Genomic DNA, 25,140 nt, shown 5'->3' with positions numbered 1-25,140 from the left:
CTACTGGTTCCACTGGACCTACCGGGGCTACTGGAACTACTGGGGCTACTGGCTCTACCGGTTCCACTGGAACTACTGGAACTACTGGGGCTACTGGCTCTACTGGTTCTACCGGTTCCACTGGAACTACTGGAACTACTGGAACTACTGGGGCTACTGGCTCTACTGGTTCTACTGGTTCTACCGGTTCCACTGGAACTACTGGGGCTACTGGACTTACTGGCTCCACTGGGCCTACCGGGGCTACTGGGGCTACTGGGGCTACTGGACTTACTGGCTCCACTGGGCCTACTGGAACTACTGGCTCCACTGGGCCTACTGGAACTACTGGCTCTACCGGTTCCACTGGAACTACTGGAACTACTGGGGCTACTGGCTCTACTGGGCCTACCGGGGCGGCTAGTGTAGGATTAACAAACTATCTATATGTTTTTGATACTACTAACCAATCAATTGCAGTAGGAAGTAATGTTACTTTTAACACAAATGGACCTATAACAGGAACTGCCCTTAGCCACATCACAGGTACTGGAAATATTATAATTAATACACTAGGAACATATTTAGCAGAGTTTCAATTACAAGCATCTCGCGAAAACCAATTCTCCCTCGAACTAAATGGTACACCAATTTCAGGTGGGCGTTTTGGTGCGGGGTCACCACATACAATCAATCAAGGTACTGCTGCTTTTACCGTAACAGTTGTTCCTTCAACATTGACTTTAATAAATAACACCTCTTCAGCAGGTACTATCACTCTCTCAAATAGTGATGGTGGCTCTTTAACAAATGTATCTGCAAGTATAAGTATTTTTCAGGTCGGATAATTAATTTGGTTAGAAAAGTAATTCATAAAGTTTACAAATAAAAAAATGAGGCTTCTCTTTTCTAGAGAAACCTCATTTTTTTTATTAAATTTTAAACTGACTCGTATACAAATCAAAATAAAACCCTCTATCTTCCATGAGAGATTCATGATGCCCTCTTTCTAAAATTTCCCCATCCTTTATAACAAGGATTTGATCTGCTTTTTCAATTGTTTTAAGTCGGTGAGCGATCACAAAACTTGTGCGACCTCTCATTAAATTATTTAGTCCTGCTTGTATTTGTAATTCTGTTCTTGTATCAATATTTGATGTCGCTTCATCGAGAATTAATATATCTGCATCTGCTAAAATTGCTCGTGCAATCGCTAGAAGTTGTTTTTGTCCTTGACTTAAATTCGATCCTTCTGAAGCAATTTCTGTTTCATATTGATTTGGCAAATGCTTAATAAAAGAATGTGCAGATGCTGCCTTAGCTGCAGTGATAACTTCTTCATCACTAGCATCTAAGCGTCCATAACGGATATTATCCATAATCGAACCAGCAAATAAATACGTATCCTGTAAAACTACTCCTATTTTACTTCGTAAAGAATTAATATCATAATCTTTTATATCTTTTCCATCAATATGAATTTGTCCTTGCTGTATATCGTAAAAGCGAGTTAACAAATTAATGATTGTTGTTTTCCCTGATCCAGTCGGACCAACTAAAGCAATTGTCTCTCCTGGCTGCGCTTTAAGACTCACTTCTTTTAAAATCGTTTTATTTTCTGCGTAGCCAAATGAAACATTCTCAAGTGCAACATGCCCTTGTAAATTTTGTACAACGAATGCGTCTTTTTTATTTTGAATTTCTGGTACCTCATCCATAATTTCAAAAACACGTTCTCCACCAGCAACTGCCGCTTGAATTGTATTCATTAAAGTCGCAAATTGACTTAGCGGTCTTGAGAATTGACGAGAATAATTAATAAAAGCCGCAATAACTCCTACTGTTGTCATTCCGTTTAAGACCATAACTGATCCAGTCCCAATGACAAGCCCCATACCTAAGTTATTAATAAAGTTCATACTTGGAAAAATAAAAGCTGAAAATGTATCAGCCTTCGTAGCTGAAACTCTTAGCTGTTCATTAATTTTATTGAAATTTTGTACAGTTTCTTTTTCTTTTCCGTACAACGTTGTAACATCCGCACCTGTAATTGCTTCCTCAATAAATCCATTTAATTCACCTAAATCTTTTTGACGCTTCGCAAAGTTTTTACCACTATATGCAACTAGTTTTTTTGTAACGTAAAACATAATAGGTACTGTAATTAAAGTTACAATTGCTAAAATCCAATTTAAGGCGAACATTGCAATCGTTACACCTATAAAAGTTAACGCTGATGAAATGATTTGTACAACACTTTGTGTCAAAGCTTGATTCAAATTATCTATATCATTTGTCACACGGCTCATTAAATCACCTTGGGAACGCACATCAAAGAACCGTAAAGAAAGCGTTTGGATTTTCTCAAAAATATCTTGTCGTATTTTTTGAATTGTTTTTAATGCAACGTTAATCATGACAAATGTTTGTAACCATGTTAAAAGTACAGTTACACCGTAAATCACGATAAGTAACATACACATTCTTGCTGTACCACTTAAATCTTTCGGTACAATATATTGATCTATAATGACTCCCATAAAATAGGGACCTAATAATCCAAGTAATGTAGTAACAACGACTAGAAATATAACAAACATAAGAGCAGCTTTTTGATAGCCCATATAGTTCCATACCCGCATTACAGTTCCTTGAGCATTTTTAACTTTTCCCATCTTTGGGGTGTTTCGTCCACCTTTATTAGCAAATTGCCCTTGAAAATTACGCATGTTCTTCCCCACCTTCTTTATCCAAATTACCACCTTGGGAAAGATAAATTTCCTGATAAACCTCACTTTGTTCTAACAATTGTTCATGTGTACCATTGCCAACTAATTCACCATTATCTAATACAAGTATTTTATCCGCATCCATTATGGAAGAAATTTTGGACGCAATTAATAAAGTTGTTGTGCCTTTATATTTTGTTTTTAAAGCTATTTGAATAGTAGCCTCTGATTTTGCATCAACTGCTGATGTAGAATCATCTAATATGAGAATCGGTGGCTTTCTCACAAGTGCCCTTGCAATTGATACACGTTGTTTTTGTCCACCTGATAGATTTGTCGCGCCTTGTGTTAAATTATATTGATAAGATTCTTCCAGCTTATTGATAAACTCAGTCGCACAAGCTGATGCAGCTGCTACTTCCAGCTCGTCATGTGTTGCATCTTCTTTACCATAACGTAAATTTTCTTCTATACTGCCTGAGAACAACAACGCCTTCTGAGGTACAAACCCTATTGAAGCACGGAGTTTTTGCAAATCATATTTTTTAACATCTATTCCATCTATACATATTTCACCATGATCCACATCATATAGACGTGGTAACAGTTTCGCTAAGGTAGATTTACCACTTCCAGTTGATCCAATAATCCCTACTTTTTCACCTTTTTGAATGCTAAACGAAATATCTTTTAAAACGTATTCATTATTTTTCGTATAGCTATAACTAACATTTTTAAATTCGATATTTCCTTCAATTTTCTCAGGTTCGATCGCATTCGCTTCGCTTATAATATCAACCTCGGTATTTAACACTTGCTGTACACGATCCGCAGATGGAAAAGCTCGCGCAATTTGAATAAATACCATGCTAATCGACATAAGTGACATTAAAATGATATTCAAGTAATTAATAAATGCCAAAATCGCTCCTACTTGAAGCGTTCCATCGAATACTTTTTCTCCACCAATCCATAATGTTGCGACAATCCCTCCACTTACAACTAGCATAATGATTGGCATCATTAAAGAAATAAGTTGCACAGCTCGAATATTTATCTTCGTTAAATTTGTATTTACATTTCCAAATTGAGCGATTTCGTATTTTTGTCTTACATACGCTTTTATAACACGCACACCAGATAAATTTTCTTGTAGCTTTGTATTCACTTTGTCTAATGCCTCTTGCACCTTTTTAAATGTACCACTTGCTTTACTTGCAATTAAGATAATCGCAAGTAATAAAATCGGAACAACTACAAGTAATATTGGAAATAACTCTCGCGCTGTTACAAAAACAATAATTATACTTCCGATAAATAACAGTGGACCACGAACGAGAACACGTAATGTCATCGTCATTGCCGATTGAATGGAAGTGATATCATTTGTCACGATTGTTAATAATTTACCTGTTCCAAATGAGTCCCGATTATTACTAGAAAATGTTTCTATTTTCGCAAACACATCTTTTCGTATGTCTGTAGCGAAATTAACAGCTGCTTTTGTAGAATACATCATACACCCAAGCCCTCCAACTAAACCGAGTGCTGCTGCTCCTATCATAAGAAGCCCCATTTTTATTACATAATTTAAATCCCGATTTGCAATCCCAACATCAATGATATGTTGCATAATAGTCGGTTGAATTAAGTCCATCGCAACCTCAAGTACCATAAATAGCGGCCCAATAATAGCGAAGAACATGTATGGTTTTAAATACTGTAATAACTTACGAAATGATTTCATACATAATCTCCTTTTCCCATGAAATTACCACTGAATAATTCATATCCCTCCTTATTTAAGCGATATTTTTTGTAATTTCTTCATTACTTCTATTATATTATGTAAATTAATATTTAACATTATTAAATGATAAGTATTAATGACTTTCTGGTCAATAAATGTGCTTTATATTATGTAAATACAAAAACCGCATTCTTAATGAAAAGAATACGGTTTTTAATCTATATTTCTTCAATTGTAAAATTTAAAAACTCAGTCTCAAATCCCTTATTTTTAGAAGGACTACACGTGTAAAAACCTATTTTAATAGGCTCATTCCCTATATCCTCCATTAAATGAGCGATTCTTATTTGTTCCCATTGATGGCTCTTTTTCACATATATTGTATAATCACCGCGTTTTCGAATAATTCGAAAACGAAGTTGTTGCTTAGCTGCTTCAGTTGGATAATCTTGCGTTGACCAGTCAGAATATCCATTATTCGTTACGACAGCACCTAAGTGAGATGGCCCTTCAGGGATATATTCTAAAGATGTTTTTAACCAACAGTTCTCCGAAATCATAACAAAAAGACCTGCTTGATCGAATTTTGAATTTGGATTCATACGTAACTGAACTTCAGCTTGAAAGTCTGTCATCATCTCATTATAAAATACATGACCATTCATTACTTCAAAACCATAATGTGTTTTAAGCCAAAAATCAGTTTCTGCTTTCGAACGGACAATAAACGCATGATTATCATTAATTTTATAGTATTCAGGTACATTCATTATAGTGAGTTGCTCAATATGTTCTGGTATATACGATATATTCATAGCTCCTCCATAATAAAGCATTTATATAGACATTTAAAACTCCGCTAATACTGGGAATTTATAACCTTTAAAATCTAACTCTTTATCACTTCGAACCATTAAATACTTGCTAGACTGTACTTCTGTAAACTGTACATCCTCAACCCCTAATTGATCCGGAGAAAAATAAAATTCGATTTCCGTAAACCTTTCATTGATTTCTCCACATAATTCATCTAAAACCGGAAGTACTGGCGCAAATACTCCAAATAATTTCAACTTTTCATTTTCTACTTCATAAACGATTAGAGCATCTAGTTTCTCTGAATAATACAATTTCTCATTCCATTCCGAATCATACATATTCAAATAAAATGAAGGATGGAAGTTTAAAGTTGAAAAACTATTTGAAAGTCTTTGGCTACTATCAATAGTTTCATGTATTAACTGTCTATTCTCTATATTATAGTAATCTAACTTTTTAAGTAGTGAATCGTTATTATTAATATTTTTATCATATGGTATAGTCATCAAATATTCCTGCACAACTTTAAATCCAAATGCTGTATATAGTTCAGGGTTTTCCGTAAACAATAATGCACATTCACATTTCTTATCGATTTCTTCTATCATTTTACCCATTAATTGTGTCATTAACCCTTGTCTACGGAAATTAGGGTGTGTCATTACTGATTGAATACCCGCCGCATTTATTTTTTCACCATTAATTAATAATGGGAGTGAAAATGCCGCAACATTTGCAATCACTTTATCTTCTTGTAAAAACGATAAAGCTTTATATGTATCATCCCAATATCCTTTATCCGAAAAATCATTCAATGTTTGAGTTTTAATTCCAAACACTTCTTCAAATAAAGGAAATAACTGCTCTCTTTTCGGTTCTTCTATTAGAAGACTTGCCAATTTTTCAACATTCCCCATGTTGTACCTCCAAATGTTAAATTCCATTAAATTAGATATACTTATATGACCTACTCTTAAAAATAGAGGTCTTACCAATCAATATACTATCATAAAACATAAAAAAAAAGTCTAATTAATTTTATGTTTTGACTATTTGAAAATAAGTCGAATAAAACAATATTAAGATTTCTGGATATTAATTAGTTTATTATATAAAAATAGCGCTTTCTAATTAGCTTTTACTAATAGAAATACACTATTTATAATAAAATTTTTTTATTCTTTTATCCCTTCAAGTCTTTCCTTCGTATTAATTTCTTCTCCACTTATACGCTTTTCAAAAGACTTTCTCCAACTACTTGAAAGTGCATTTACTTCTAATATTCTTTTTACCCCTTCAATATTTTGTTTTTCCTTATGCATGATACGATTAGCAAACGCTATTGAAACACCTTTCGGATCAGACTGTAGACTTTTTAATGTATCGACTGATGATACCCATCCTTCTTTTAATACACGAAAATAAAATCCTGTATATCCTGTTTCTTGAAAATATAGTGGTAACTTTGGAATATTATATTTTTTTGCTAATTTAAAACAAGGTTGCCTTGGTTGTGTTACCTGTACGATTGCCTCTCCGAGCTCAAACGTATCACCAATACAAACATCCTCTTCGCGCATACCACTAACTGTTATATTTTCTCCGAAAGCCCCATATACAAGATCTTGATTCAATTCTTTTTCCCAGTATGGATAGTGATCACCAGTATAAACACAAACTGCTTTATCTACTCCTCCATGATGAACTAAGTCCGCCTGTCCATCTCCATTAAATTTTACAAAGGATAAATATACCGGTTCCTTTACTTGTTTCTTATTTATGCCTGTATGAATTACTTTTCCGCCGTATATAACCTCTTTTGGTAATCCTATATTTAAAGATAATAATTGATATTCATTAGCCATTATTCTATTTCCTCCTTTACAGGTGTTACATGTATTTTCTCTCGATTAATTTTTACAACCCTCTCTGTTACATAAAGATGATTATAAAACCTCTAAAATCATTGTTCAATTCAATTATTTATATAATAATGATAGGTATAACCTATCATTATACTTGAGGTGATTCCAATCGAATTACGACAACTTGAATACTTTTTAGCTGTTTCAAAAGAATTACATTTCACAAAAGCAGCTGAAAAATTAAATATTTCACAGCCTTCACTAAGTCAACAAATACGTGCATTAGAGCATGAAGTAGGAATGCCACTTTTCGATCGAATTGGTAAAAAAATATCATTAACTGAAGCAGGGAAGATTTTATTATCACATAGTAAAACCATTTTTCATGAAGTCGAACAAGCTCGTTCAGCTATTCAAGACCTAAACGGATTACAGCAAGGTTCCTTAACAATAGGGGCTTTGTTAACCGTCGTAAATTATTTACTACCACCAGCTATTTTAAATTTTAATAATTTATATCCCAATATAGAACTTTCTGTATTAGGGCTTCGTACAGGAGATATTCGTGAAAAATTATTACAAAACGAACTAGATATTGGAATTACATTTCTCCCGGTGCAAGATAAAGAGATTATCTCCATCCCTCTATACACAAGCGATCTTACATTAGTCGTGCCCACTGGTCATCGATTAGCTGAACGTAACCATGTATCTATTGCTGAATTACAGAACTACCCTTTAATTCTTTTGCCTAAAAATTTCTTTTTAACCGAACTAATTACATCTCATTGTCAAAAATTCAACTTTAAACCAAGGCCAATTTTAGAAATTAGTACGATGGAATCTTTAATCCAAATGGTTTCCAAAGGAATGGGAATTACAGTGTTACCCAAACCATATATAGACTTTTTACAAAATAAAAACATTCAAGCTATTAAAATAGAAAACCCTACTCCAATAATTGAAATAGGGCTAATTTATAGAAAAGATAAATATATGTGTGCTGCAACTCGAGAATTTATTGAGCAACTAAAAATCACAGTACGTTCTTTCCAAAACTAAACAAAAGAGATTATCCTATGAAACCGTTTCACAACAATTTAGTAGAATAATCTCTTTTCAAAACAAAGTAAACATTATATTTAACTCTTATAAACTTTAATGTACCTTTTTAGATATTGGAATATATTTAGTAAAATATGCACCAACTAGCAATAATACAATTGAAAATAACCAAGTAAAAGCACCGCCAAAATGAAACCAATATGCAAACATATTTAAGATTGCAAGTGAAAAGAAGCAAATAGAAGTTAACGAACTTTTCAATCCTTTTATCCCAGATTTTTTTCTCTTTTGATAAGCAATATACATCGCAATGACAAGAAAAAAGATAAGAACAAATGGTAACATAACTTTTAGTATTGATAATCCCTCCAGTATAAATGCACTCTTTACATCACCATCTTATCCCATTTATCTTTTAGGTATCAATTCATTCTTATCTTCCTTCCAAAAGTCAGTATAAGTTTTATTTTTAAAGTTCACGTTCACCTCAGAAAACGGCATACTTCCTCCAACTTTCAATGAATACCAGTCGTTTAAAAGTGGTGATCCGAAACAAATCTTCATTGTACGATCATGTAAATCGAATAATACAGAATGTAAAGTTCCAAACCATTCTTCATAGTTATGCACAGTAAGTCCAGCAGGATATTCTTCTTCTACTAACTTTTTTAAAGACTCTATGCTTACTTGTTCACATCTATTTAAATGCTCATGTAAAAGGTGATATCTCTTTGTTGATTGTTCTAATTTCCTATTATTTAATTTCTGAATTGATGAACTAACTGCATGGTTTGTTGATACAATAAAAGCTTGTTTTTCACCATCAATCGTTATTGTGGATTTATGACCGTCAAATATTTCAATATATGCTGCATTTAAAGGATCAGCTATTATTAAATTAATATTACTAGCAATTGGGATTTCTTCTATTAGTAACTTAGCTTCCTGCACATTTTTACATTTCTCCAACAACAATCGAATTACCGCAAAACATTGTAAACCACTCACCATTGGCTTTCTTAAACCTGCAATATTTCCTACTGGTTGACCACATGCTGAAAATGTAACAGCTAATCCATGCTCGTTTATCCCTTCCGTTCGGCCAAAATATTGAGTAGAAAAGCCACTATGTGCATACGCACCTTCAACATGAGTTGAACAAAAACGCATATCATCTATTACTGGTGACAAATCATAATTCCTTAATACATATGTGTGCTCTAAATCGGTCTTTTTAGGTAATACTGCACAATGACTACAACCTGCTTTCAATAGTGTTTGATAGTAATACATCATATTTTTTGAAGGAATTTTTAACACTTCACAAAACCCCTCAATTTCTTCATTTATGCCTGGACAATGTTTGTTTAGTATATTTCTCGATTCTGTCCAATGGTTATTAGATATTACATTTTCTTCGTGTATAAATTGCGGGATGAGATACGGATTTTGTTTCACGAATTCCCCTTGTTGCTTTCCAATCTCATAATAACTTCCTTTTAATGATGAAAAATACCCCTTTACTTGATACATCAAACTCCCCCTCACATTGGATATATCCATATCGTACCAAATGGATTTCATTCACCCTTGATGTTTTTTACTATCTTTCTTTAACACCATCCCATTTTAATATCTCCACTAATAATTATTTACTAGACAATTAAAGTTTTGTTAATATTGCTGTAATAGCTTTATTTCAAAATAAAGTAGTTTGGATATCAAATGAGCAAAATACTTTGTTAAACCCACTTATAAGCAATCATCTAATTCATGAAATCAAAAAACTTATTTATCAAAATAAAAGGAGAATTTATGTATGAGTAGTTGCAAACCAATTGATAAATTAACTATTGAGGACCTAAAACAAAACCCCATTTGGGAATGGGCAATAGATGAAGAGGAAAACGAAGAACATGACGAAACATGGGTAAAACCAGCGGCAACTACTAATTTTACAGAAGAATTAAACGGTTCAATCGTACTAGGCGAATTATTCTTACATAATGGTGAAAAATTCCCTATGATGTGTGAAATTGATATTGAAGGTGACGAGGCCGTAATTCGTTCTGTTGTTTATTATAAGGAAGCAAAAAATGAGTATATTGCTATAGAAGATATTGTGAAAACGGTCGAAATGCCGTTATCGATTATTATTAATCTTACAATTCATGCAGAATCCAAAACCTTACGCTTCACTGCACATAAAGTAGATATTTATAAAAATTCAATAACGACTAATTTTAATTAAAGTCGGCCGAAATAAAGAAAACAATTATGAAATAAAAACTGGGGAGTCATTAACGATTCCCCAGTTTTTTAAACTATATTAAAGTATCCCCTTTTCCACTAAAGTCTCTGCGATTTGAACTGAATTCCAAGCCGCACCTTTTAATAGGTTATCGGAAACAATCCAGAGGTGGAATCCGTTTGGCGTATCAGGATCTTTACGTATTCTTCCGACAAATGTATCTATTTTCCCTTCTGCATATAATGGCATTGGATACAGCTGTTCACTAGGGTTATCCTGCAAAATAACACCTGGTGCATCCATTAGTATTCCCTTGATTTCCGCAACGCTTGCTTCTTTTTCCAGTTCTATATAAACCGATTCTGAATGCCCCGATACAACTGGAACACGTACACAAGTAGCTGCCATTTTCAGGTTTTCATCTTCTAATATTTTCTTCGTTTCTTGAATCATTTTGACTTCTTCAAAAGTAAAATCATTGTCTGTAAATATATCTACTTGAGGCAGTACATTAAATGCTATTGGATAATGTTTTTTATCTTTTTTCACCGGTAATATATCACTCTTCACTTCTTCACCTGCAAGTATAGACTTAGCCTGCTCTTGTAATTCATGAATCGCATGAATGCCAGAACCCGATACAGCTTGATATGTTGAAACGATAATTCTTTCTAAACCAAATGATTTTCGAATCGGCTGAAGTGCTGTTACCATCTGTAATGCTGAACAATTTGGAACTGCAATGATACCTTTATGCTGTTTTAAAGTGTGCGCATTCACTTCCGGAACAACGAGCGGTACACCTTGTGCCATTCGGTACTCACTTGTGTTATCAATTACAATCGCACCACTAGAAACTGCATGAGTTACAAATTGTCTAGATACTTCTCCCCCAGCGCTAAAAAAGGCAATATCTACACCTTCAAAGCTAGTTGTTTTTGCCTCTTGTATAATTATCTCTCGTCCTTTGAATCTTACTTTCTTACCAGCGGATCGTTTTGACGAAAGCAATGTAACTTCAACTATATTAAACTTCATTTCATTCTCTAACAGTTCAATAATTTTTTGCCCTACCGCACCTGTAGCCCCAACAACAGCTACATGATAGCCCTTTTTGATCATCTTTTCTCCTCCAATATCACCTGAATGAATATTTCTACAATTTCATTTTATACAGAATTTAATCATTTGGAAAATTAAAATACATGATATAATCATTCACAAATCATGATAATAAAAGAGGGATCGCTTATGGAAATGAGACATGTTAAAACATTTTGCGCCATTGTGAAGTATGGTAATTTTTCTAAAGCTGCGCACGCGCTAGGTTATGCGCAATCTACTGTTACAGCACATATGAAAGCTTTAGAGAACGATTTACATATTCCTCTTTTCGATCGGTTAGGGAAAAAAGTGCTACTTACAAAAGCAGGTCATCAATTTCATCCTTATGCATTAGAATTACTTTCAATATATGAAAAAGCGCAAGAAATCCCCCAAAATACAGATTATTTAGAAGGTACATTAAGTATTACATCTAATGAATCATTAGCGGTATACCGATTACCACAATTATTACGTACTTACAAACAGAAAAATCCGAAAGTAAATATCGTACTTGAAACAAACACAAATGAACAAGCATTACAAAAATTACGTGAAGGAGAAACAGACGTTGTCTTCATAATTGGAGAAAGTATAGAACATAATGATTTTATTACGCGTACTTTTAGTAATGAAACATTTGGATGGATTTTACCAGCTTATTCCGCTGCACATACAAATCCATTCCAGTTATTACAGGAAACTCAGTTCATTTTTACAGAACAAAGTTGCGGCTATAGGACAATGGTAGATCGTTTTTTACGTCAAAGCGGAAATATTCCAGCTAAAACATTTGAAACTTCCAATGTTGAAGTCATTAAACAATCCGTCATGTGTGAGTTAGGCATTTCAATTCTTCCTTATATCGTTGTACAGGAAAGTTGTCAAAAAGAACAACTATGTTTTCAGCCTATCGAAACTCCATCCGTTATTCAAAGTCATGTAATCTATCATAAATCCAGATGGATTTCCCCGGTGTTACAGTCGTTTCTTTCCTTACTTGAACGAGATTAAGATATTAAGAAGTACATATAAAAAGAGTAATTGCCTAATAAGCAATTACTCTCTTACATTAATTAGTATATTATTTATTAGTCTGTCCGCCACCTGCAATTAATTTACTCCCTGAATATGTACCTTTGTTCATAAACACTTGATTAATTAATTCTTTTTGCTCAGCTTCCGACATTACTCCTTTTCCTTCTCCTAAATTCCCACTTTGTAATTTCCAAATCTTATTGTGATCTGCATCAACCTTTTCATATTTTCCTTGTTTCCATCGTTCTAAAATTTCTACATATGTACTTCCCTGTACAAGATCATTACTCTTTACAATATCAATTAAGCTTTCAATCCGCTCTTGTGTAATAAAAATATAGCCCCACTTTTGATCAGCTTTCGCTTTTTGATGTGCCATTTCATGTAATGCTGTCTGTATGTTCTCATCTGTCCATTTAAAATTTTTATTAAAACCACTATTTGGCAATGAATAATTGCCATTCTCTAAAAGCTTTGCATCTTCTGCTTTTACGTTACTATCAGCTAATACTTCTACTGCTGGAGCAGCTGGTGATGCCTTTTTCGCAGCTGGTTTACTATTATTTAAATAATGCAGCATACCATATGTTAAACCTACTCCGATTACCGCCATACCAGCTAGAATACCTATTATTTTAAATAGTGTTTTCATCGCGCTTGTTTCCTCCCAAATATCTCTGTTCTGACTACCTAATTATTTTTTATATAAAAACTGTTACTTCATTTAAAATATCGCATCCCATCCCCTATCATATTATTTATATATACTTTCTCATATTGTATTTCTTTTTCTTTAAAATTAAAAGATTATTCTGTTAAATATTGAAAGTATTCTACAAATTTTTCCTTTATATTTATAAAGAAGCAAAAAAAACAACGAGCGCGTTCTACAACACTCGTTGTTTTTACTTTATGCACGATTTTCTTTTAACCACTTCGTAATAGCATCTAACCTCGAAACATCAAAACTTCTTTCTTCACACACGTTCAAATTTTTTGAGTTTCTCACTATTTCTAATTCATTATTTCTTACACTTTTCGCCTCAATTAATTTACAATACCCATCTGTAACAGTATTTAAATTTTCATAATAACGCTGAAACGATTTTGATATATGTAAATGTTTTTCAAAGTTTGTCCTTCTTTTCGTTTCATCATATACTTTCCGCTTTCTAAGTTCTTCATCGTTCGTATATAAATAAAAATATTGATCCGGAAAACCAATTTCCCTATTTAACATCTTTTCTTTATAAAAATTTTCTATTAAAGATAATGGCTGATTAAATATATCAAAATGAAAACACCAATTATAACTAAGTGGCTGAAATATATCACCATCAAGTATTACTAATTCATATTGCTCTGACTTCTGAACAGCTATATTCCAGCGCTCAACTTGTTTTTCAAAATACCATGTTCTATGTTCATTTTTTGGCCTTTCAAATAAAGAATTCACTTCAGGTATTATATAAGCACCATAATTCTTTTCTAATTCACGGCACGTGGTACTTTTACCAACAGCGCTTGCTCCCTCAAATGCTATTATCCCCATAGTTTCTCCCTCTTTCATTAACTAAAATTTCGTTGTTTCACTTTTCTTCCCCATAACTTTCTCCATAAAACAATTGAAGCAATAGCGAGCATGATTGTTGTAATGATACTACCTTCAATTCCGAACGTGCCTCCATGAAGGAATTCGGGGCCATTTGTTATAGACTTAAAAATTGGAGTAGAATATACAGTTGTGCCACTAACTGCAAAACCATATACATTATATTGAGCCCAGTTCCAAATTGAGTGCCATGCACATATTCCCCACAGACCGTCTTCTTTCAATACGTATAAAGCTGCGAAAACACCCACTAATATTATATTCGATATAGATAATATTGTAATTCCCGGATTAAGTAGATGAAGAAATCCAAATAAAAATGAAGTTACAATTATTCCAACCCATATACGACTTCTAACAGAAAGAACCGGGAATAACCAACCTCGTACAATAATTTCTTCCGTTGCCCCTTGTATTAAAAATGCAACTAGAGATCCTACTATTCCTACTATCACTGTTGAGGTAATATGTTGTACTTGCAATTTCACACTCCCCATTAATAATAGTAGAATAACTGGCGTTGAAATAAATACAAACCCCATTAACGCACCTTTTAAATAATTTCTCATCCATTTCTCTTTCCAAAAACCAATGGATGAAAAAGGTCTTTTTTCTACAAAACGAACCCATATAAATAAAATAAATATAGCTCCGCCAAACGTTAACACCATTCTAACATTGTCATAAATACCTTTCATGAATATCGTTTCAGCTTTTGGTAAAAATAACATAAATAACATAAAAAGTTCGCCTAAAGTCAAAAATATAATGGCTAATATTACAGCAAAGACTGGGTGGACCTTTTTTCTCCCTGCTTTTGCTGCTTCAATTATTATAAATGAATTATTTTTCACTTTCTTTTCTCCTTTTATAATATTTAACTACCAACAGTAACAACCATATTTTACCACGAAAAATACATTATTAATATTTACTCTAAGTTTTTCTTACATGATTTTGCATAAATCCAAATTAGGAATAATATATAAATAAAAGAGGTGCCTTTGTGCCTTTACTATTATCACCCAGATTACTCAGTGGTATTACCAGCACTTGCTATTTCCCACCATTTGTTGTAAGATAGTAATTAAGGTCAATTTAACACTATATTTTCTTTGCATATTATCAAGTATCAATCAGGGACATTTTGTACTCCTTATGGGTTTTTGATAATATGTGAACTTTTATTTTCATTCAAATAAGGCCGATCATATTGTAATTTTTCTACTTTTAGGAGGCATTACCATGACATTAACAGGTAAAGTAAAATGGTTTAACAGCGAAAAAGGTTTCGGTTTCATCGAAGTTGCAGACGGTAACGACGTATTCGTTCACTTCTCAGCTATCACTGGCGACGGCTTCAAGTCTCTTGACGAAGGTCAAGAAGTTAGCTTCGAAGTTGAAGAAGGTAACCGCGGACCTCAAGCTAAAAACGTTGTAAAGCTATAATTCAAACAATAAAAAGGTTGTTACCAGCAAGGTTAACAACCTTTTTAATATATAACTAAAATTTTTTACATAAAAGGAGTGGTTACATGTATCGCAATCGAAAGAACGATGTAGCAGAAGTACCACCAGAACAAACCCCTGTTTGGGAATGTGAATCAGAGGATTGTTTAGGATGGATGAGAAAGAACTTTTCATTTGAAGAAGAGCCTAAATGCCCTTTATGTAAAAGTAGCATGAAAAGCGGAGAACGTTTATTACCTAAATTAGGTTAATTTATAATAAAAAAAAACCTCTTTTAATTAAGAGGTTTTTTTTTATTATAAATTTATGTCTTCAATATCAGTTCGCACTATAGAATACAATAATGCATCGTGTTGCTTATTTCCTTGATGAATATATCCGCGCAATAGACCTTCCTTTTGAAAGCCGATTTTAGATAACATTCTACAAGAAGTAACATTTTCAGGATATGTAATAGCTCCAATTCTAAACAAACCCAAATCTTTAAACCCATAATCAATAATTTCTCGAGACGCTTCTGACGCATAACCATTTCCCCAATAACGAGGATGCAGGTCATATCCAATCTCAGATCGTTTACTCCATAATTGTAAATTGTTTAGTCCAATTGTTCCTATTAAAACGTTCGTTTCTTTTAACACAATTCCCCATCGTATTGCCTTTTTCTCAAAGTAATTTTTCGAAAAAGATTCGATCATACGTGAAGCTTGTCCAAACTCCGTAAAAGAATTCATACCGTAATAACACGTTACTTCATCCAATGAAAAGATTTCATATATTTTTTGACAATAAGATTGTTCTATTTCAACTAAACGTAAGCGTTCTGTTTCTAATATAGGAAATGCCATAGGATCACTCCTTTCTCTCTACTCATTCATTATATCAGAAAAAATATTTATAATTACTAAAGTCCTTATTGTTCCATAAATCAAACATTTCTAATGACGCATTCCCTCTTTATTCTATATACACGAATTGGATACCTTCTGATTACTACTCAAACATTACGCTATAATTTCCATAAATCGAATTTCAAATTATCAAGAACTGTAAAAAAAATTGTTTCTTCATTTTCTCCTTCCAAACAACCACCCTACCCCATACATTTATGGTAAAATATAGTTAATATATTATTTTATTGTGGAGGTGTAAATTTCCTATGTATATATTCATCGGCTTATCCCTCTTACTCATATTACTTATTTTTTTATTCGCAAAAAAATTCACACCAAACTCTTTCATGATGACTAACTTTAAAGGCAATAGCTTTAAGACATTTTCAATCGGTATTTTAATCGCTGCCATACTCTCACTTTCATATGGAACTTATCATGCAGTAACATATCAACCTAGTTATTTAGATATTAAATTAAAAAATCAAAACTACACTGTTTTCGGTAATGTAGGCGAATTCGGTTATTTCTCCGAAGAATTATTAAAAAAAGATACTGAAGTTCAACTATATTTCGTCTCTTGGAAAAAAATGCAGTTAAAAAATCCGGTAATACTTATAGAATATCCTTCAGGAAAACAAGAAACATGGAAGCCAAATATCGTATTAATACCGATAAGTAAATTACAAGAAAAACATGATATAAAAGATATTTATCAACTATCACCGTATTCATTTAAAGAATCTGGAGAAATAACATTAACAATAAAAGAAAACAATGTAAAAAACAATAAAATTTCCATTCAAATAAAATAAATAAAAACTGTTCCTTCATTTTGCTGAAGGAACAGTTTTTATTTATTCTACAGTATTATTTATTTAATGTAGCCATTATTTCATTGGCAATATTCTTTCCATTTCCAATACACGCACCAATTCCAACACCGTAATATGAGGCACCAGCTAAATATACATTTGGATAAAGATTTGTCATTTTTTCTTGCAATGCTTGAACCGCTTGATTATGTTCTAAATGATATTTCGGCATTAAATCTTTCCAATTTGTAACTTCAACTACTTCTGGTTCACCTTTAATTCCGAGACTCTTTTCAATATCATATAAAGCTACTCGTACTAATTCTTCTTCATTGTAATCCTTGATTGTTTCATATACCGGATTGGTACTCTTATAAAACATTCTAACTAATAATTTTTGTTTACCCGATGTATGTTTCCACTTTCGACTTGTCCATGTACAAGCATCACAATGTAAATCACTGTTTTCCGTTACAATAAACCCCGTACCGTCAGCTGGTAGTTGTTCATCTAGTATGTCAAATCCTAAATAAATACTAATAAGGGATGAGTTTTTAAATGTATTAAACTGCTTATTTAACTCATTAGACTGTAATAAAGTTTGCGCTATATCATGTGGAGCTGCTAAAACAACATAATCTGCTTGTATTGTTTCATGATTTGCAAAAGAAATCTCATATCGATCTTCTTGTTTACTTACAGCCGTCGTTATAGCACCTTTTTTTACGACAGTTTCAGTCAGCACTTCTTCTAAGCGATTAATTATCGTAGATAATCCACCCTTAAATGATACGAATTTTTTATTTCCTGCTGATTGAAATTGTTTTTTATTCTCTTCAAAACCTTTAATAATACTTCCATACTTATTTTTATAATCCAGTAAATACGGTAATGTAGATGCCATTGTAAGCTCATTCAATTTACCAGAATATACGCCTGAAAGCACAGGAGCAATTTGTCTTTCCACTAACTCTTTCCCTAAAAAGCTTTCTAAAAATAGAGCAAGTGATGTATCTTTCGTAAACTCTTTATTTTTCGTTATGAAATCTTTTAAAGCTACGATTTTCCCCTTCGTTGAGACTAGCGTACTGCTAAACAACGACCGGGCACTCATCGGTATCCCAAATATAGTATCAGAAGGAATTGGATGTAACATGTTTTCAGAATATATGTAAGAAATACCCGTTTCATTATATACCATTTCATTTTCTAAATTTAAATCTTTTACAAGTGGCATAACATGTTCATTACGAGCAACGATTGAATCCGCCCCTGACTCCATAATGAAATCCTTTTCTTCCACACTATGGATTTTACCACCTAAATACTCTTCTTTCTCAATAAGAATTAAATTTAAATCGATATTATAATCCTTTTTTAATTTTTCTAAATAAAACATAGTAGAAAGTCCCGTTATACCTCCACCGATAACAACAACTGTTTTCATATGTGCTGCGCTCCTAACCGATACAATTAATAATTCCTTTTTATTATAACCAAAAGTCCTTATATTCGACTAGCAAGTTGCGCATTCTGTAAGAAATTAGACAATATATTTTAATATATTTTCAAATTACCTAATAAAAAAGAACTATAACATTTACAAACCCCGTCATAGTTCTCTTTATTTTAAAAACATAAAGTAATTGATTAATTTGTCTAGTTCTTGACTCAATGCCAATACTTTTTCATGTTGAATTCCATAATCCGATACTAAATATAAAAGTTCTTCTTTTTTTATTTCAATTACTTTCTCCAATTTCGCTAGTTCCATGTCGTTTTACATCTCTCCAAAAATAAAATGTATGTATTTCAGTATAGCCTACTTACATAATTAGTAAAAGTAAAATACGCATGTAAAATCTTACATATTTGAAAAAATAATATACTACTAACAAAAAAAGAAACTAGATTAAACTTCCTTTTACAGATCATTAACGTTCATTAAGAATTAATAACATAACGGAATTTTTCTAATGTGATATCTTTATAATTTGGAGCTCTCTGTATATGATTAAAATAACTATATGAGAATTTAAATACATGACCAAAATCCCAATCGAATTCACTATAGTCTTTTATCCAAAATATATTTTCAGTTGGTAAAATATTTGCACGTTTAGATTGAATTAAAGGTAATCGATCTATAGGTGAGTGTAAAGTTATTTCCGTATTCAGCTTGAGCTTTTGGCTAGCTCTTAGTACGTATACTAGTTTTAAAAGCGGACGTATCCCTCGTTGAAATATATCTATATGTCCTAAATCGTACATTATATTAATTGCGTGGGAGTATGTAAGCAAATGGCCAATTAAATCATGATGTGATTCCGCTCGATAAATACTATTAAATTTCGATAACTCATTTAAAATGAACTGAGATACTTGTGTTGGATTACTCAATTCACTTTGTATCTCCTCTTCAAAACTTAATTGTTTTACTTCTTTCGTCGTATAACCAATCCACGATCTACCTGGAATTGTTTTTCGAAATGATAAAATAAGAGTAGTAATCCCTTCAATTGCTTGATTATCACCCCATTTTTGTAGCTCTTTCATAGCTAATAAACTCAATGACGCATAAATGACGTTATGCCCCACCCAATGAAGCTCATCAATCGTTTGTTCTAAAGATTTTATAATCATATTTTCCGCAATCTGAAAATCTATTTCTTTTTTATCATCAATCATCTCACCAATTTTTTTCTTGTTCAGCATCATCCTTGTTTGCGAATACATATTACGAGCTGTTTCTTCATCAATATTATTATCTTTCATAAAAAAATAACTAGCAATTGCAGCTGCTCCAAAATGTGCATGCCAAATATCATTTGTTTCTTTTTTACATTGAGAAATAATTGAAAGACCGCCTTTTAAAATACTTTTGTTTTCCATTTTTTTCCTCCCCTAATAAAAATCACTATATTTTCATCCTAAAGATGGTGTCAGGACAAATAAAATGTGATTCGATTCATCACTTTTATTCAAAAATCGATGCTTCACATTCGGTGGAATACGTACAACATCGCCTTCTTCTAAAAAATATTCTTTTCCCTCCAATTCCACATACACTTCCCCTTTCATAATAACAGCAATCTCTTCCTTATCTTCATGGGAATAATGGCTTTCTGTTGTATTTGCTTGTTTATTTAAATCCATCATTAACATTTCAATACGTGCTTTCATAAAATCAGGTGTTAATACATCATATACAATGTGATCATTGTTTTCCCGATATACTTTTTTTCGATCTTTTTTCTTAGAAATGAGCGAATCTGTATCAATATCGTTAATAAAAAGTGTAAACAGCGGTACATTTAATGCTTTTGCAATTAATTCCAAAACATTTAAAGAAGGATTAGCATGTCCTCTTTCAATTTGGCTAATTAGTGATGTACTAATCCCCGCATAATCAGCGAAATCACGAATTGTCATATTATTTTTCTTACGATAACTTAATACCGTTTGTCCAAGCCTATCATGTATCATAGTAAAACTTCCTTTCGTCCATCATAATGCATGTTTCGTTGTCTTTGTGCTGATATACTAAACAAAGGCAAATAACCCTTCCCTATTATCTCTGGGACTTATATACTTACTTTTGTACATTATATCGCATTAAGTTTATTATAATAAACATTCTATCGGAGGGACAAACTTTGAAATCAACTATTCTTTCATATTGCAGCTTATTTTTTGGTGTATTCGCCTTATCAACTTCAGCAATTTTTGTAAAATTGGCAGATGCTCCTGCGACAATCATTGCTTTTTACCGATTATTCTTTGCCACACTAATTCTGTTACCGTTATTACTATTTAATAAAAATAGTCGAAATGAGCTAAAAACTTTAACGAAAAAACAATGGGCACTTGGATTCGTATCTGGGCTATTTTTAGCTGCACATTATGTACTATGGTTTGAATCATTACAATATACTTCTGTAGCAAGCTCTACAGTTATCGTAACGTTACAACCTTTGTTCTCAATGATTGGTGGTTATTTTTTATTTAAGGAGAGATTTACGAAAGGAGCAGTTATTGGTTGCCTCATCGCTATTTCAGGTAGTATCATCATTGGCTGGCAAGATTTCCAAATTAGTGGAGAAGCTTTATATGGAGATATTTTAGCATTTATTGCTGCCGGTATCATTACTGCTTATTTTTTCATTAGCCAACACGTTCGTAAAGATTTGTCACTTATACCCTATTCAGTAATTAGTTATGGAAGTAGTGCTGGCTTTCTTGGCATATTTGCTTTCACGCAACAAGAATCTTTCATCCATTACTCTACACAAACTTGGTTGTGCTTTATTGGATTAGCTTTCATTGCTACAATTTTAGGACAAACCATTTTTAATTGGTTATTAAAATGGATGAGTGCTACTGTAATTTCAATGAGTATTTTAGGTGAAACAATTGGCACTTGTATACTAGCGTACTTTATATTACATGAGACCATTTCTTTACAACAAGGACTAGGAATTACCGTTATTTTTATTGGTTTAGTATTATTTTTATTGCAGCCAAGTTCTAATAAAAAAGCATGACAGTATACTGTCATGCTTTTAACTATTCATTATGTACAATTAAACCATTCGGTCTAAAACGACTCATCATAATTTCATTAATAAACTTTCCATGAGCTTTCAAATTCCCTATCTTTACTCCCTCTTCTACAAATCCAAATTTTTCATATAAAGCTTTTGCTTTTGGATTCGTTTCTAACACACCTAGTTCTACTCTCTCTAACATTAACCAATTATCAGCCAAATCAAGCATCTTCGTAAGAAGTACTCTCCCAATTCCTTTATTATGATATTCACTGTCTACCCCAATGAATAAATCGCCTGAATGAGATCTTCGGCCCGGACTTTGTGTTAAACCTACAAACCCAACAACTTCTCCATCATATTCTGCAACAAATTCAAATTGATTTGGTGCTAAATTTCGAATTCTATTTTCCATAGCTTCTACACGCATGCTAGGTAAGAAAACCATATACGGTAAAACGTCATCCTGTATACATATACGATGAATTGCTCTAGCATCTTGTATTTCTACTGCTCTAACGTTGATTCCCATCTTTCTCTCCTCCATATAAATAACAATATATTTGTGTGTATTCTAGAAACGTTCACGAATGACCTTCTCGCCCGTATTTCTTTATGTCATTTTTACATAATTATTTCGATATAATACTTAATTTCCAAAAAGATTAACGACTATATGGATTTGGTTAACTTTTCACCTTGTTATATAAATCAAGCAAATTTTCAATCAGAATACCATTTAGTTTCATGCCGACTATATCACAATTTTCTATTTCAATATTTTTCAGATTACTATTACTTATAGTGCTACCTTCCAAATCACATTTATCGAATACAATAGGTTCCTTCTCATCTCCGAGACTTGTATTTTTAAATTGCACTCCACCTAAAGTCACCAAATTAAATTTACTGCCAGAAAGATTTAAATCTGCATATGATGACCTTCTAAAATTTATATTTCTAAACTTGGATTGACTTACATTACAATTACTCATATTCATATTCATTATATTGCTACCAACAAATGAACTGTTTTTTAAATTCACTTGATAATACTCTGTATTTGCTAAATTACAGTTTTCGTATTGACTATTTTTCATATCTTTATTTGTAACTACACTCGCTTTGTTTGAGCTTGTTTTTATTCTTTTCACGTAACAATACTCATCTTCCGATTCAAAAATCATTTGGTAACCCATCTTTTTATAAAAGTGATGATTGTTAATTTGTCTACTAGATGTTTCGAGATCCCAAATCTTTATGTTCGGATATTCCTTTTCTATTAATTTCATAACATGTGATCCAATTCCTTTTCCTTGATAAACAGGATCTACAAAAATACGATCAATTCGACCGTACGACTTACCAGAAATCGTAACTATTATCCCTCCGATTATTTCTTTATCCATTACAACTTTGAAAGAATCCAATTCTTCAATGGAATATTCCATCATTTCAACTGAAGAATATCCTGGCGGTTGAATGTTATAATCAATGACATCATCTTGGCCGTATAGCCATTGTTTTGCTTCTGCATCAAATGTTCTTTTCATTATTTCTGTTAATTTCTCAGCATCTAAAATTGTAACTTTTTCTATAGATATTTTCGTCATTTTCGTTTTCCCCTTCATTATTACAAACCAACCATTTTTGTGAATGGCATAATTATCAATTCACTTTTGTTTTTAATGCTTTTCCCATTATTACATATGGAACATCATTTTTACTTGGATGAAATGGTTCTAATACATTTACCCAATCTAATCTTTCATATAACGAACGTGCTTTTTCATTGTTTATTTGTGTTGTTAAAACACTCGTTCTATTTGGAATCCCTTCTAATAATTCATTATGTAATTTCGTTCCAAGACCTTCATTTTGATATTGTGGGTGGACTGCTAACTCTACAAATTCAAAACAATCTTGTAACCATTCGTCTACTTGCTCTAGATGTAACGCTTCTCTCATTAATTGATTATAGTACTGTCCCTCGATTGAGCGATAACCATAAGTAAAACCAACTACTTCATTTTCATCATTTATTGCTACTATACCTTTAAAACCTGTATATTCTATATGCCTGTTCATTCTCTCGATCATTTCATTGAAATTTGTTTTCTCAAATACTTTACAATACAAATTTGCCATATTCTCAATTAGGATCTCATCTTTTTCAATGCTTATGAACTTCACTTTATTACCCCCTATTAAAACATTTATATCCTTAAATTTTTAAAAACAAAGAAAATTAACACTAATCACCCTCTTTACTATTAAACTACAAATCACCCTATATTTTCCACGATTACTTAGTATTAATGAATAATAAAAAGAGACCATGTAATATAAACATGGTCTCTTCTTTTATTCATTTTCAATTTTATCCCGCTATTTGCCGGGCAGTAAGACCCCCACCTCAAAATTCAGCGAAAGCAAAGAAGTTAGGTGGGGGTCGGGCTAATAATCAGCGGGGGCTGACACCCCACTGATTAAAGTTTCACTTTATATAATTAAAAATTAGATATTACTTAAGCCACTCGTTGCAAGTATTACTTAACTGCTGTAAATCTTCTATAAATTGACTCGCATCATATCCATCACAAACCGAATGATGTACTTGTAATGAAACTGGTAGCATAACCTTGTTTCCATCGTTAAAATATTTCCCACAAGTTATAATTGGCAATAGAAAATTTTCATCATTATTAATATTAAGATTAAATCCAGTAAAACTAGTCCAAGGTATGCTAGAAATCGGAAATACATTAGGCGGAATATTTTCTTTCGTGAAAAGACCATGAACACTAGCATAGCATCTCATATCGTCTTCATAATTATTATAGAAAGTGCGGAAATCACTTGAATAATCCGTCCATATACTTGAAAAAGACTTATCATCTTTATGAAAGATTGTATAACTCGGTATCATTTCCTCCCAATAGCCTACAACTCCTTCATCGTTAAAACATGTTCGAAATTTTTTATGATTATTTACTACTCTAGAAATTAAATATATAAAAACGGGATAAAATTTTATTCCCTTTTGATATACTTCCCCTAATAACATCGTGATATCAACATTCACAGTCATACTAAATGTACATTTCAACTTTAAATAATGCTCAAAATGCTGCTCTCTATTCCAATCTTCTCTATCAATTACATGAAACTTCATTCTAATAGCCTCCTAAAATTTTCTTTTT

Annotated in this window: 28 protein-coding genes; 8 read left to right on the top strand and 20 right to left on the bottom strand. The window is 32.4% G+C overall.

From position 1 onward, the window contains the following. Positions 1–827 (top strand): flagellar hook-length control protein FliK (locus CQ064_RS21470; protein ID WP_105559692.1); only part of this gene is annotated, 827 nt, incomplete at its 5' end. Between the two features lie 84 nt (positions 828–911). On the opposite strand, the gene CQ064_RS21465 is transcribed toward CQ064_RS21470, so the two are convergent. The 5 genes from CQ064_RS21465 to CQ064_RS21445 form a co-directional block, all read right to left on the bottom strand. After that, entirely contained in the window at positions 912–2,708 is a 1,797-nt protein-coding gene (locus tag CQ064_RS21465) for an ABC transporter ATP-binding protein (protein WP_001243566.1), read from the bottom strand. Continuing rightward, the gene (locus CQ064_RS21460; protein WP_000834774.1) at positions 2,701–4,455 is read right to left on the bottom strand and encodes an ABC transporter ATP-binding protein; all 1,755 of its coding nucleotides are present in this window, start codon (positions 4,453–4,455) and stop codon (positions 2,701–2,703) included. The genes CQ064_RS21465 and CQ064_RS21460 overlap by 8 nt, the downstream gene beginning before the upstream one ends. Positions 4,456–4,676: 221 nt before the next feature. Continuing rightward, positions 4,677–5,273 (bottom strand): DUF1349 domain-containing protein, encoded by a 597-nt coding sequence (locus CQ064_RS21455; protein ID WP_001027673.1) that lies wholly within the window; start codon positions 5,271–5,273, stop codon positions 4,677–4,679. A 33-nt stretch (positions 5,274–5,306) separates the two neighbouring features. Beyond that, complete coding sequence (locus CQ064_RS21450) at positions 5,307–6,194, bottom strand: GNAT family N-acetyltransferase (protein ID WP_000528665.1); 888 nt, start codon at positions 6,192–6,194, stop codon at positions 5,307–5,309. A gap of 258 nt (positions 6,195–6,452) precedes the next feature. Then, positions 6,453–7,142 (bottom strand): MOSC domain-containing protein, encoded by a 690-nt coding sequence (locus tag CQ064_RS21445; RefSeq protein ID WP_001262982.1) that lies wholly within the window; start codon positions 7,140–7,142, stop codon positions 6,453–6,455. 159 nt (positions 7,143–7,301) lie between these two features. Between CQ064_RS21445 and CQ064_RS21440 the strand changes: the two genes are divergently transcribed. Continuing rightward, complete coding sequence (locus CQ064_RS21440) at positions 7,302–8,204, top strand: LysR family transcriptional regulator (RefSeq protein ID WP_000612240.1); 903 nt, start codon at positions 7,302–7,304, stop codon at positions 8,202–8,204. A 96-nt stretch (positions 8,205–8,300) separates the two neighbouring features. Here CQ064_RS21440 and CQ064_RS21435 read toward each other — a convergent pair whose 3' ends face one another. Continuing rightward, entirely contained in the window at positions 8,301–8,564 is a 264-nt protein-coding gene (locus CQ064_RS21435) for a hypothetical protein (RefSeq protein ID WP_024927934.1), read from the bottom strand. Between the two features lie 51 nt (positions 8,565–8,615). Then, a complete protein-coding gene (locus CQ064_RS21430) occupies positions 8,616–9,740 on the bottom strand; it encodes a C45 family autoproteolytic acyltransferase/hydrolase (protein WP_000285230.1) in 1,125 nt (374 codons plus the stop codon). Positions 9,741–10,026: 286 nt separating this feature from the next. Between CQ064_RS21430 and CQ064_RS21425 the strand changes: the two genes are divergently transcribed. Beyond that, a complete protein-coding gene (locus tag CQ064_RS21425) occupies positions 10,027–10,458 on the top strand; it encodes a hypothetical protein (RefSeq protein WP_000093107.1) in 432 nt (143 codons plus the stop codon). 78 nt (positions 10,459–10,536) lie between these two features. Here CQ064_RS21425 and CQ064_RS21420 read toward each other — a convergent pair whose 3' ends face one another. Then, positions 10,537–11,580, bottom strand: a complete 1,044-nt coding sequence (locus CQ064_RS21420) for an aspartate-semialdehyde dehydrogenase (protein WP_000591708.1) — start codon at positions 11,578–11,580, stop codon at positions 10,537–10,539. 129 nt (positions 11,581–11,709) lie between these two features. Here CQ064_RS21420 and CQ064_RS21415 point away from each other — a divergent pair, with 129 nt between their 5' ends. Next, positions 11,710–12,576, top strand: coding sequence for a LysR family transcriptional regulator (locus CQ064_RS21415; protein WP_000425898.1), 867 nt, complete (start codon positions 11,710–11,712; stop codon positions 12,574–12,576). 70 nt (positions 12,577–12,646) lie between these two features. On the opposite strand, the gene CQ064_RS21410 is transcribed toward CQ064_RS21415, so the two are convergent. From CQ064_RS21410 to CQ064_RS21400, 3 genes are all read right to left on the bottom strand, one after another. Next, complete coding sequence (locus CQ064_RS21410; protein ID WP_000853593.1) at positions 12,647–13,252, bottom strand: PRK06770 family protein; 606 nt, start codon at positions 13,250–13,252, stop codon at positions 12,647–12,649. A 258-nt stretch (positions 13,253–13,510) separates the two neighbouring features. Then, positions 13,511–14,170 carry a DEAD/DEAH box helicase family protein gene (locus CQ064_RS21405; protein ID WP_003270543.1) on the bottom strand — a complete coding sequence of 220 codons (660 nt, stop codon included), beginning with the start codon at positions 14,168–14,170 and terminating at the stop codon, positions 13,511–13,513. Then, entirely contained in the window at positions 14,170–15,066 is an 897-nt protein-coding gene (locus CQ064_RS21400) for a CPBP family intramembrane glutamic endopeptidase (protein WP_000794825.1), read from the bottom strand. Before CQ064_RS21400 ends, CQ064_RS21405 begins: the two co-directional genes overlap by 1 nt. A 391-nt stretch (positions 15,067–15,457) precedes the next feature. On the opposite strand from CQ064_RS21400, the gene cspD reads away from it, so the two are divergent. Both cspD and CQ064_RS21390 read left to right on the top strand, forming a co-directional pair. Continuing rightward, complete coding sequence (gene cspD, locus CQ064_RS21395; protein WP_000176366.1) at positions 15,458–15,661, top strand: cold-shock protein CspD; 204 nt, start codon at positions 15,458–15,460, stop codon at positions 15,659–15,661. Positions 15,662–15,747: 86 nt separating this feature from the next. After that, positions 15,748–15,933 (top strand): cold-shock protein, encoded by a 186-nt coding sequence (locus CQ064_RS21390; RefSeq protein WP_000286203.1) that lies wholly within the window; start codon positions 15,748–15,750, stop codon positions 15,931–15,933. Positions 15,934–15,978: 45 nt separating this feature from the next. Here CQ064_RS21390 and CQ064_RS21385 read toward each other — a convergent pair whose 3' ends face one another. Further along, the gene (locus CQ064_RS21385; protein WP_000885400.1) at positions 15,979–16,530 is read right to left on the bottom strand and encodes a GNAT family N-acetyltransferase; all 552 of its coding nucleotides are present in this window, start codon (positions 16,528–16,530) and stop codon (positions 15,979–15,981) included. A 311-nt stretch (positions 16,531–16,841) separates the two neighbouring features. On the opposite strand from CQ064_RS21385, the gene CQ064_RS21375 reads away from it, so the two are divergent. Beyond that, the gene (locus CQ064_RS21375; RefSeq protein ID WP_000275232.1) at positions 16,842–17,390 is read left to right on the top strand and encodes a hypothetical protein; all 549 of its coding nucleotides are present in this window, start codon (positions 16,842–16,844) and stop codon (positions 17,388–17,390) included. Between the two features lie 55 nt (positions 17,391–17,445). Here the strand turns inward: CQ064_RS21375 and CQ064_RS21370 are convergent, their stop codons facing one another. The 4 genes from CQ064_RS21370 to CQ064_RS21355 all read right to left on the bottom strand — a co-directional run bounded on the left by CQ064_RS21370 (position 17,446) and on the right by CQ064_RS21355 (position 20,876). Continuing rightward, positions 17,446–18,837, bottom strand: a complete 1,392-nt coding sequence (locus CQ064_RS21370) for a protoporphyrinogen oxidase (protein ID WP_000860354.1) — start codon at positions 18,835–18,837, stop codon at positions 17,446–17,448. 177 nt (positions 18,838–19,014) lie between these two features. Beyond that, on the bottom strand, positions 19,015–19,164 hold the full coding sequence (locus CQ064_RS21365; RefSeq protein WP_000417698.1) for an aspartyl-phosphate phosphatase Spo0E family protein: 150 nt from the start codon (positions 19,162–19,164) through the stop codon (positions 19,015–19,017). A 170-nt stretch (positions 19,165–19,334) separates the two neighbouring features. Next, positions 19,335–20,282: a hypothetical protein gene (locus CQ064_RS21360; RefSeq protein WP_000428902.1), complete on the bottom strand. Its 948-nt coding sequence runs from the start codon at positions 20,280–20,282 to the stop codon at positions 19,335–19,337. A 33-nt stretch (positions 20,283–20,315) separates the two neighbouring features. Beyond that, on the bottom strand, positions 20,316–20,876 hold the full coding sequence (locus CQ064_RS21355) for a helix-turn-helix domain-containing protein (protein WP_000581028.1): 561 nt from the start codon (positions 20,874–20,876) through the stop codon (positions 20,316–20,318). 170 nt (positions 20,877–21,046) lie between these two features. Here CQ064_RS21355 and CQ064_RS21350 point away from each other — a divergent pair, with 170 nt between their 5' ends. Continuing rightward, positions 21,047–21,934, top strand: coding sequence for a DMT family transporter (locus CQ064_RS21350; RefSeq protein WP_000843094.1), 888 nt, complete (start codon positions 21,047–21,049; stop codon positions 21,932–21,934). Positions 21,935–21,956: 22 nt separating this feature from the next. Here CQ064_RS21350 and CQ064_RS21345 read toward each other — a convergent pair whose 3' ends face one another. From CQ064_RS21345 to catA, 4 genes are all read right to left on the bottom strand, one after another. Then, positions 21,957–22,469: a GNAT family N-acetyltransferase gene (locus tag CQ064_RS21345; RefSeq protein ID WP_000512621.1), complete on the bottom strand. Its 513-nt coding sequence runs from the start codon at positions 22,467–22,469 to the stop codon at positions 21,957–21,959. A gap of 154 nt (positions 22,470–22,623) precedes the next feature. Next, positions 22,624–23,568: a GNAT family N-acetyltransferase gene (locus tag CQ064_RS21340; RefSeq protein WP_003270539.1), complete on the bottom strand. Its 945-nt coding sequence runs from the start codon at positions 23,566–23,568 to the stop codon at positions 22,624–22,626. A 37-nt stretch (positions 23,569–23,605) separates the two neighbouring features. After that, the gene (locus CQ064_RS21335) at positions 23,606–24,130 is read right to left on the bottom strand and encodes a GNAT family N-acetyltransferase (protein WP_000668804.1); all 525 of its coding nucleotides are present in this window, start codon (positions 24,128–24,130) and stop codon (positions 23,606–23,608) included. A gap of 331 nt (positions 24,131–24,461) precedes the next feature. Continuing rightward, positions 24,462–25,112 (bottom strand): type A chloramphenicol O-acetyltransferase, encoded by a 651-nt coding sequence (catA, locus tag CQ064_RS21330; protein WP_000668526.1) that lies wholly within the window; start codon positions 25,110–25,112, stop codon positions 24,462–24,464. Between the last annotated feature and the right edge of the window lie 28 nt (positions 25,113–25,140).

Source organism: Bacillus sp. MYb78 (genome assembly GCF_002975115.1).
Classification (GTDB): domain Bacteria; phylum Bacillota; class Bacilli; order Bacillales; family Bacillaceae_G; genus Bacillus_A; species Bacillus_A cereus.
This window is presented reverse-complemented; position numbering and strand designations above follow the sequence as displayed.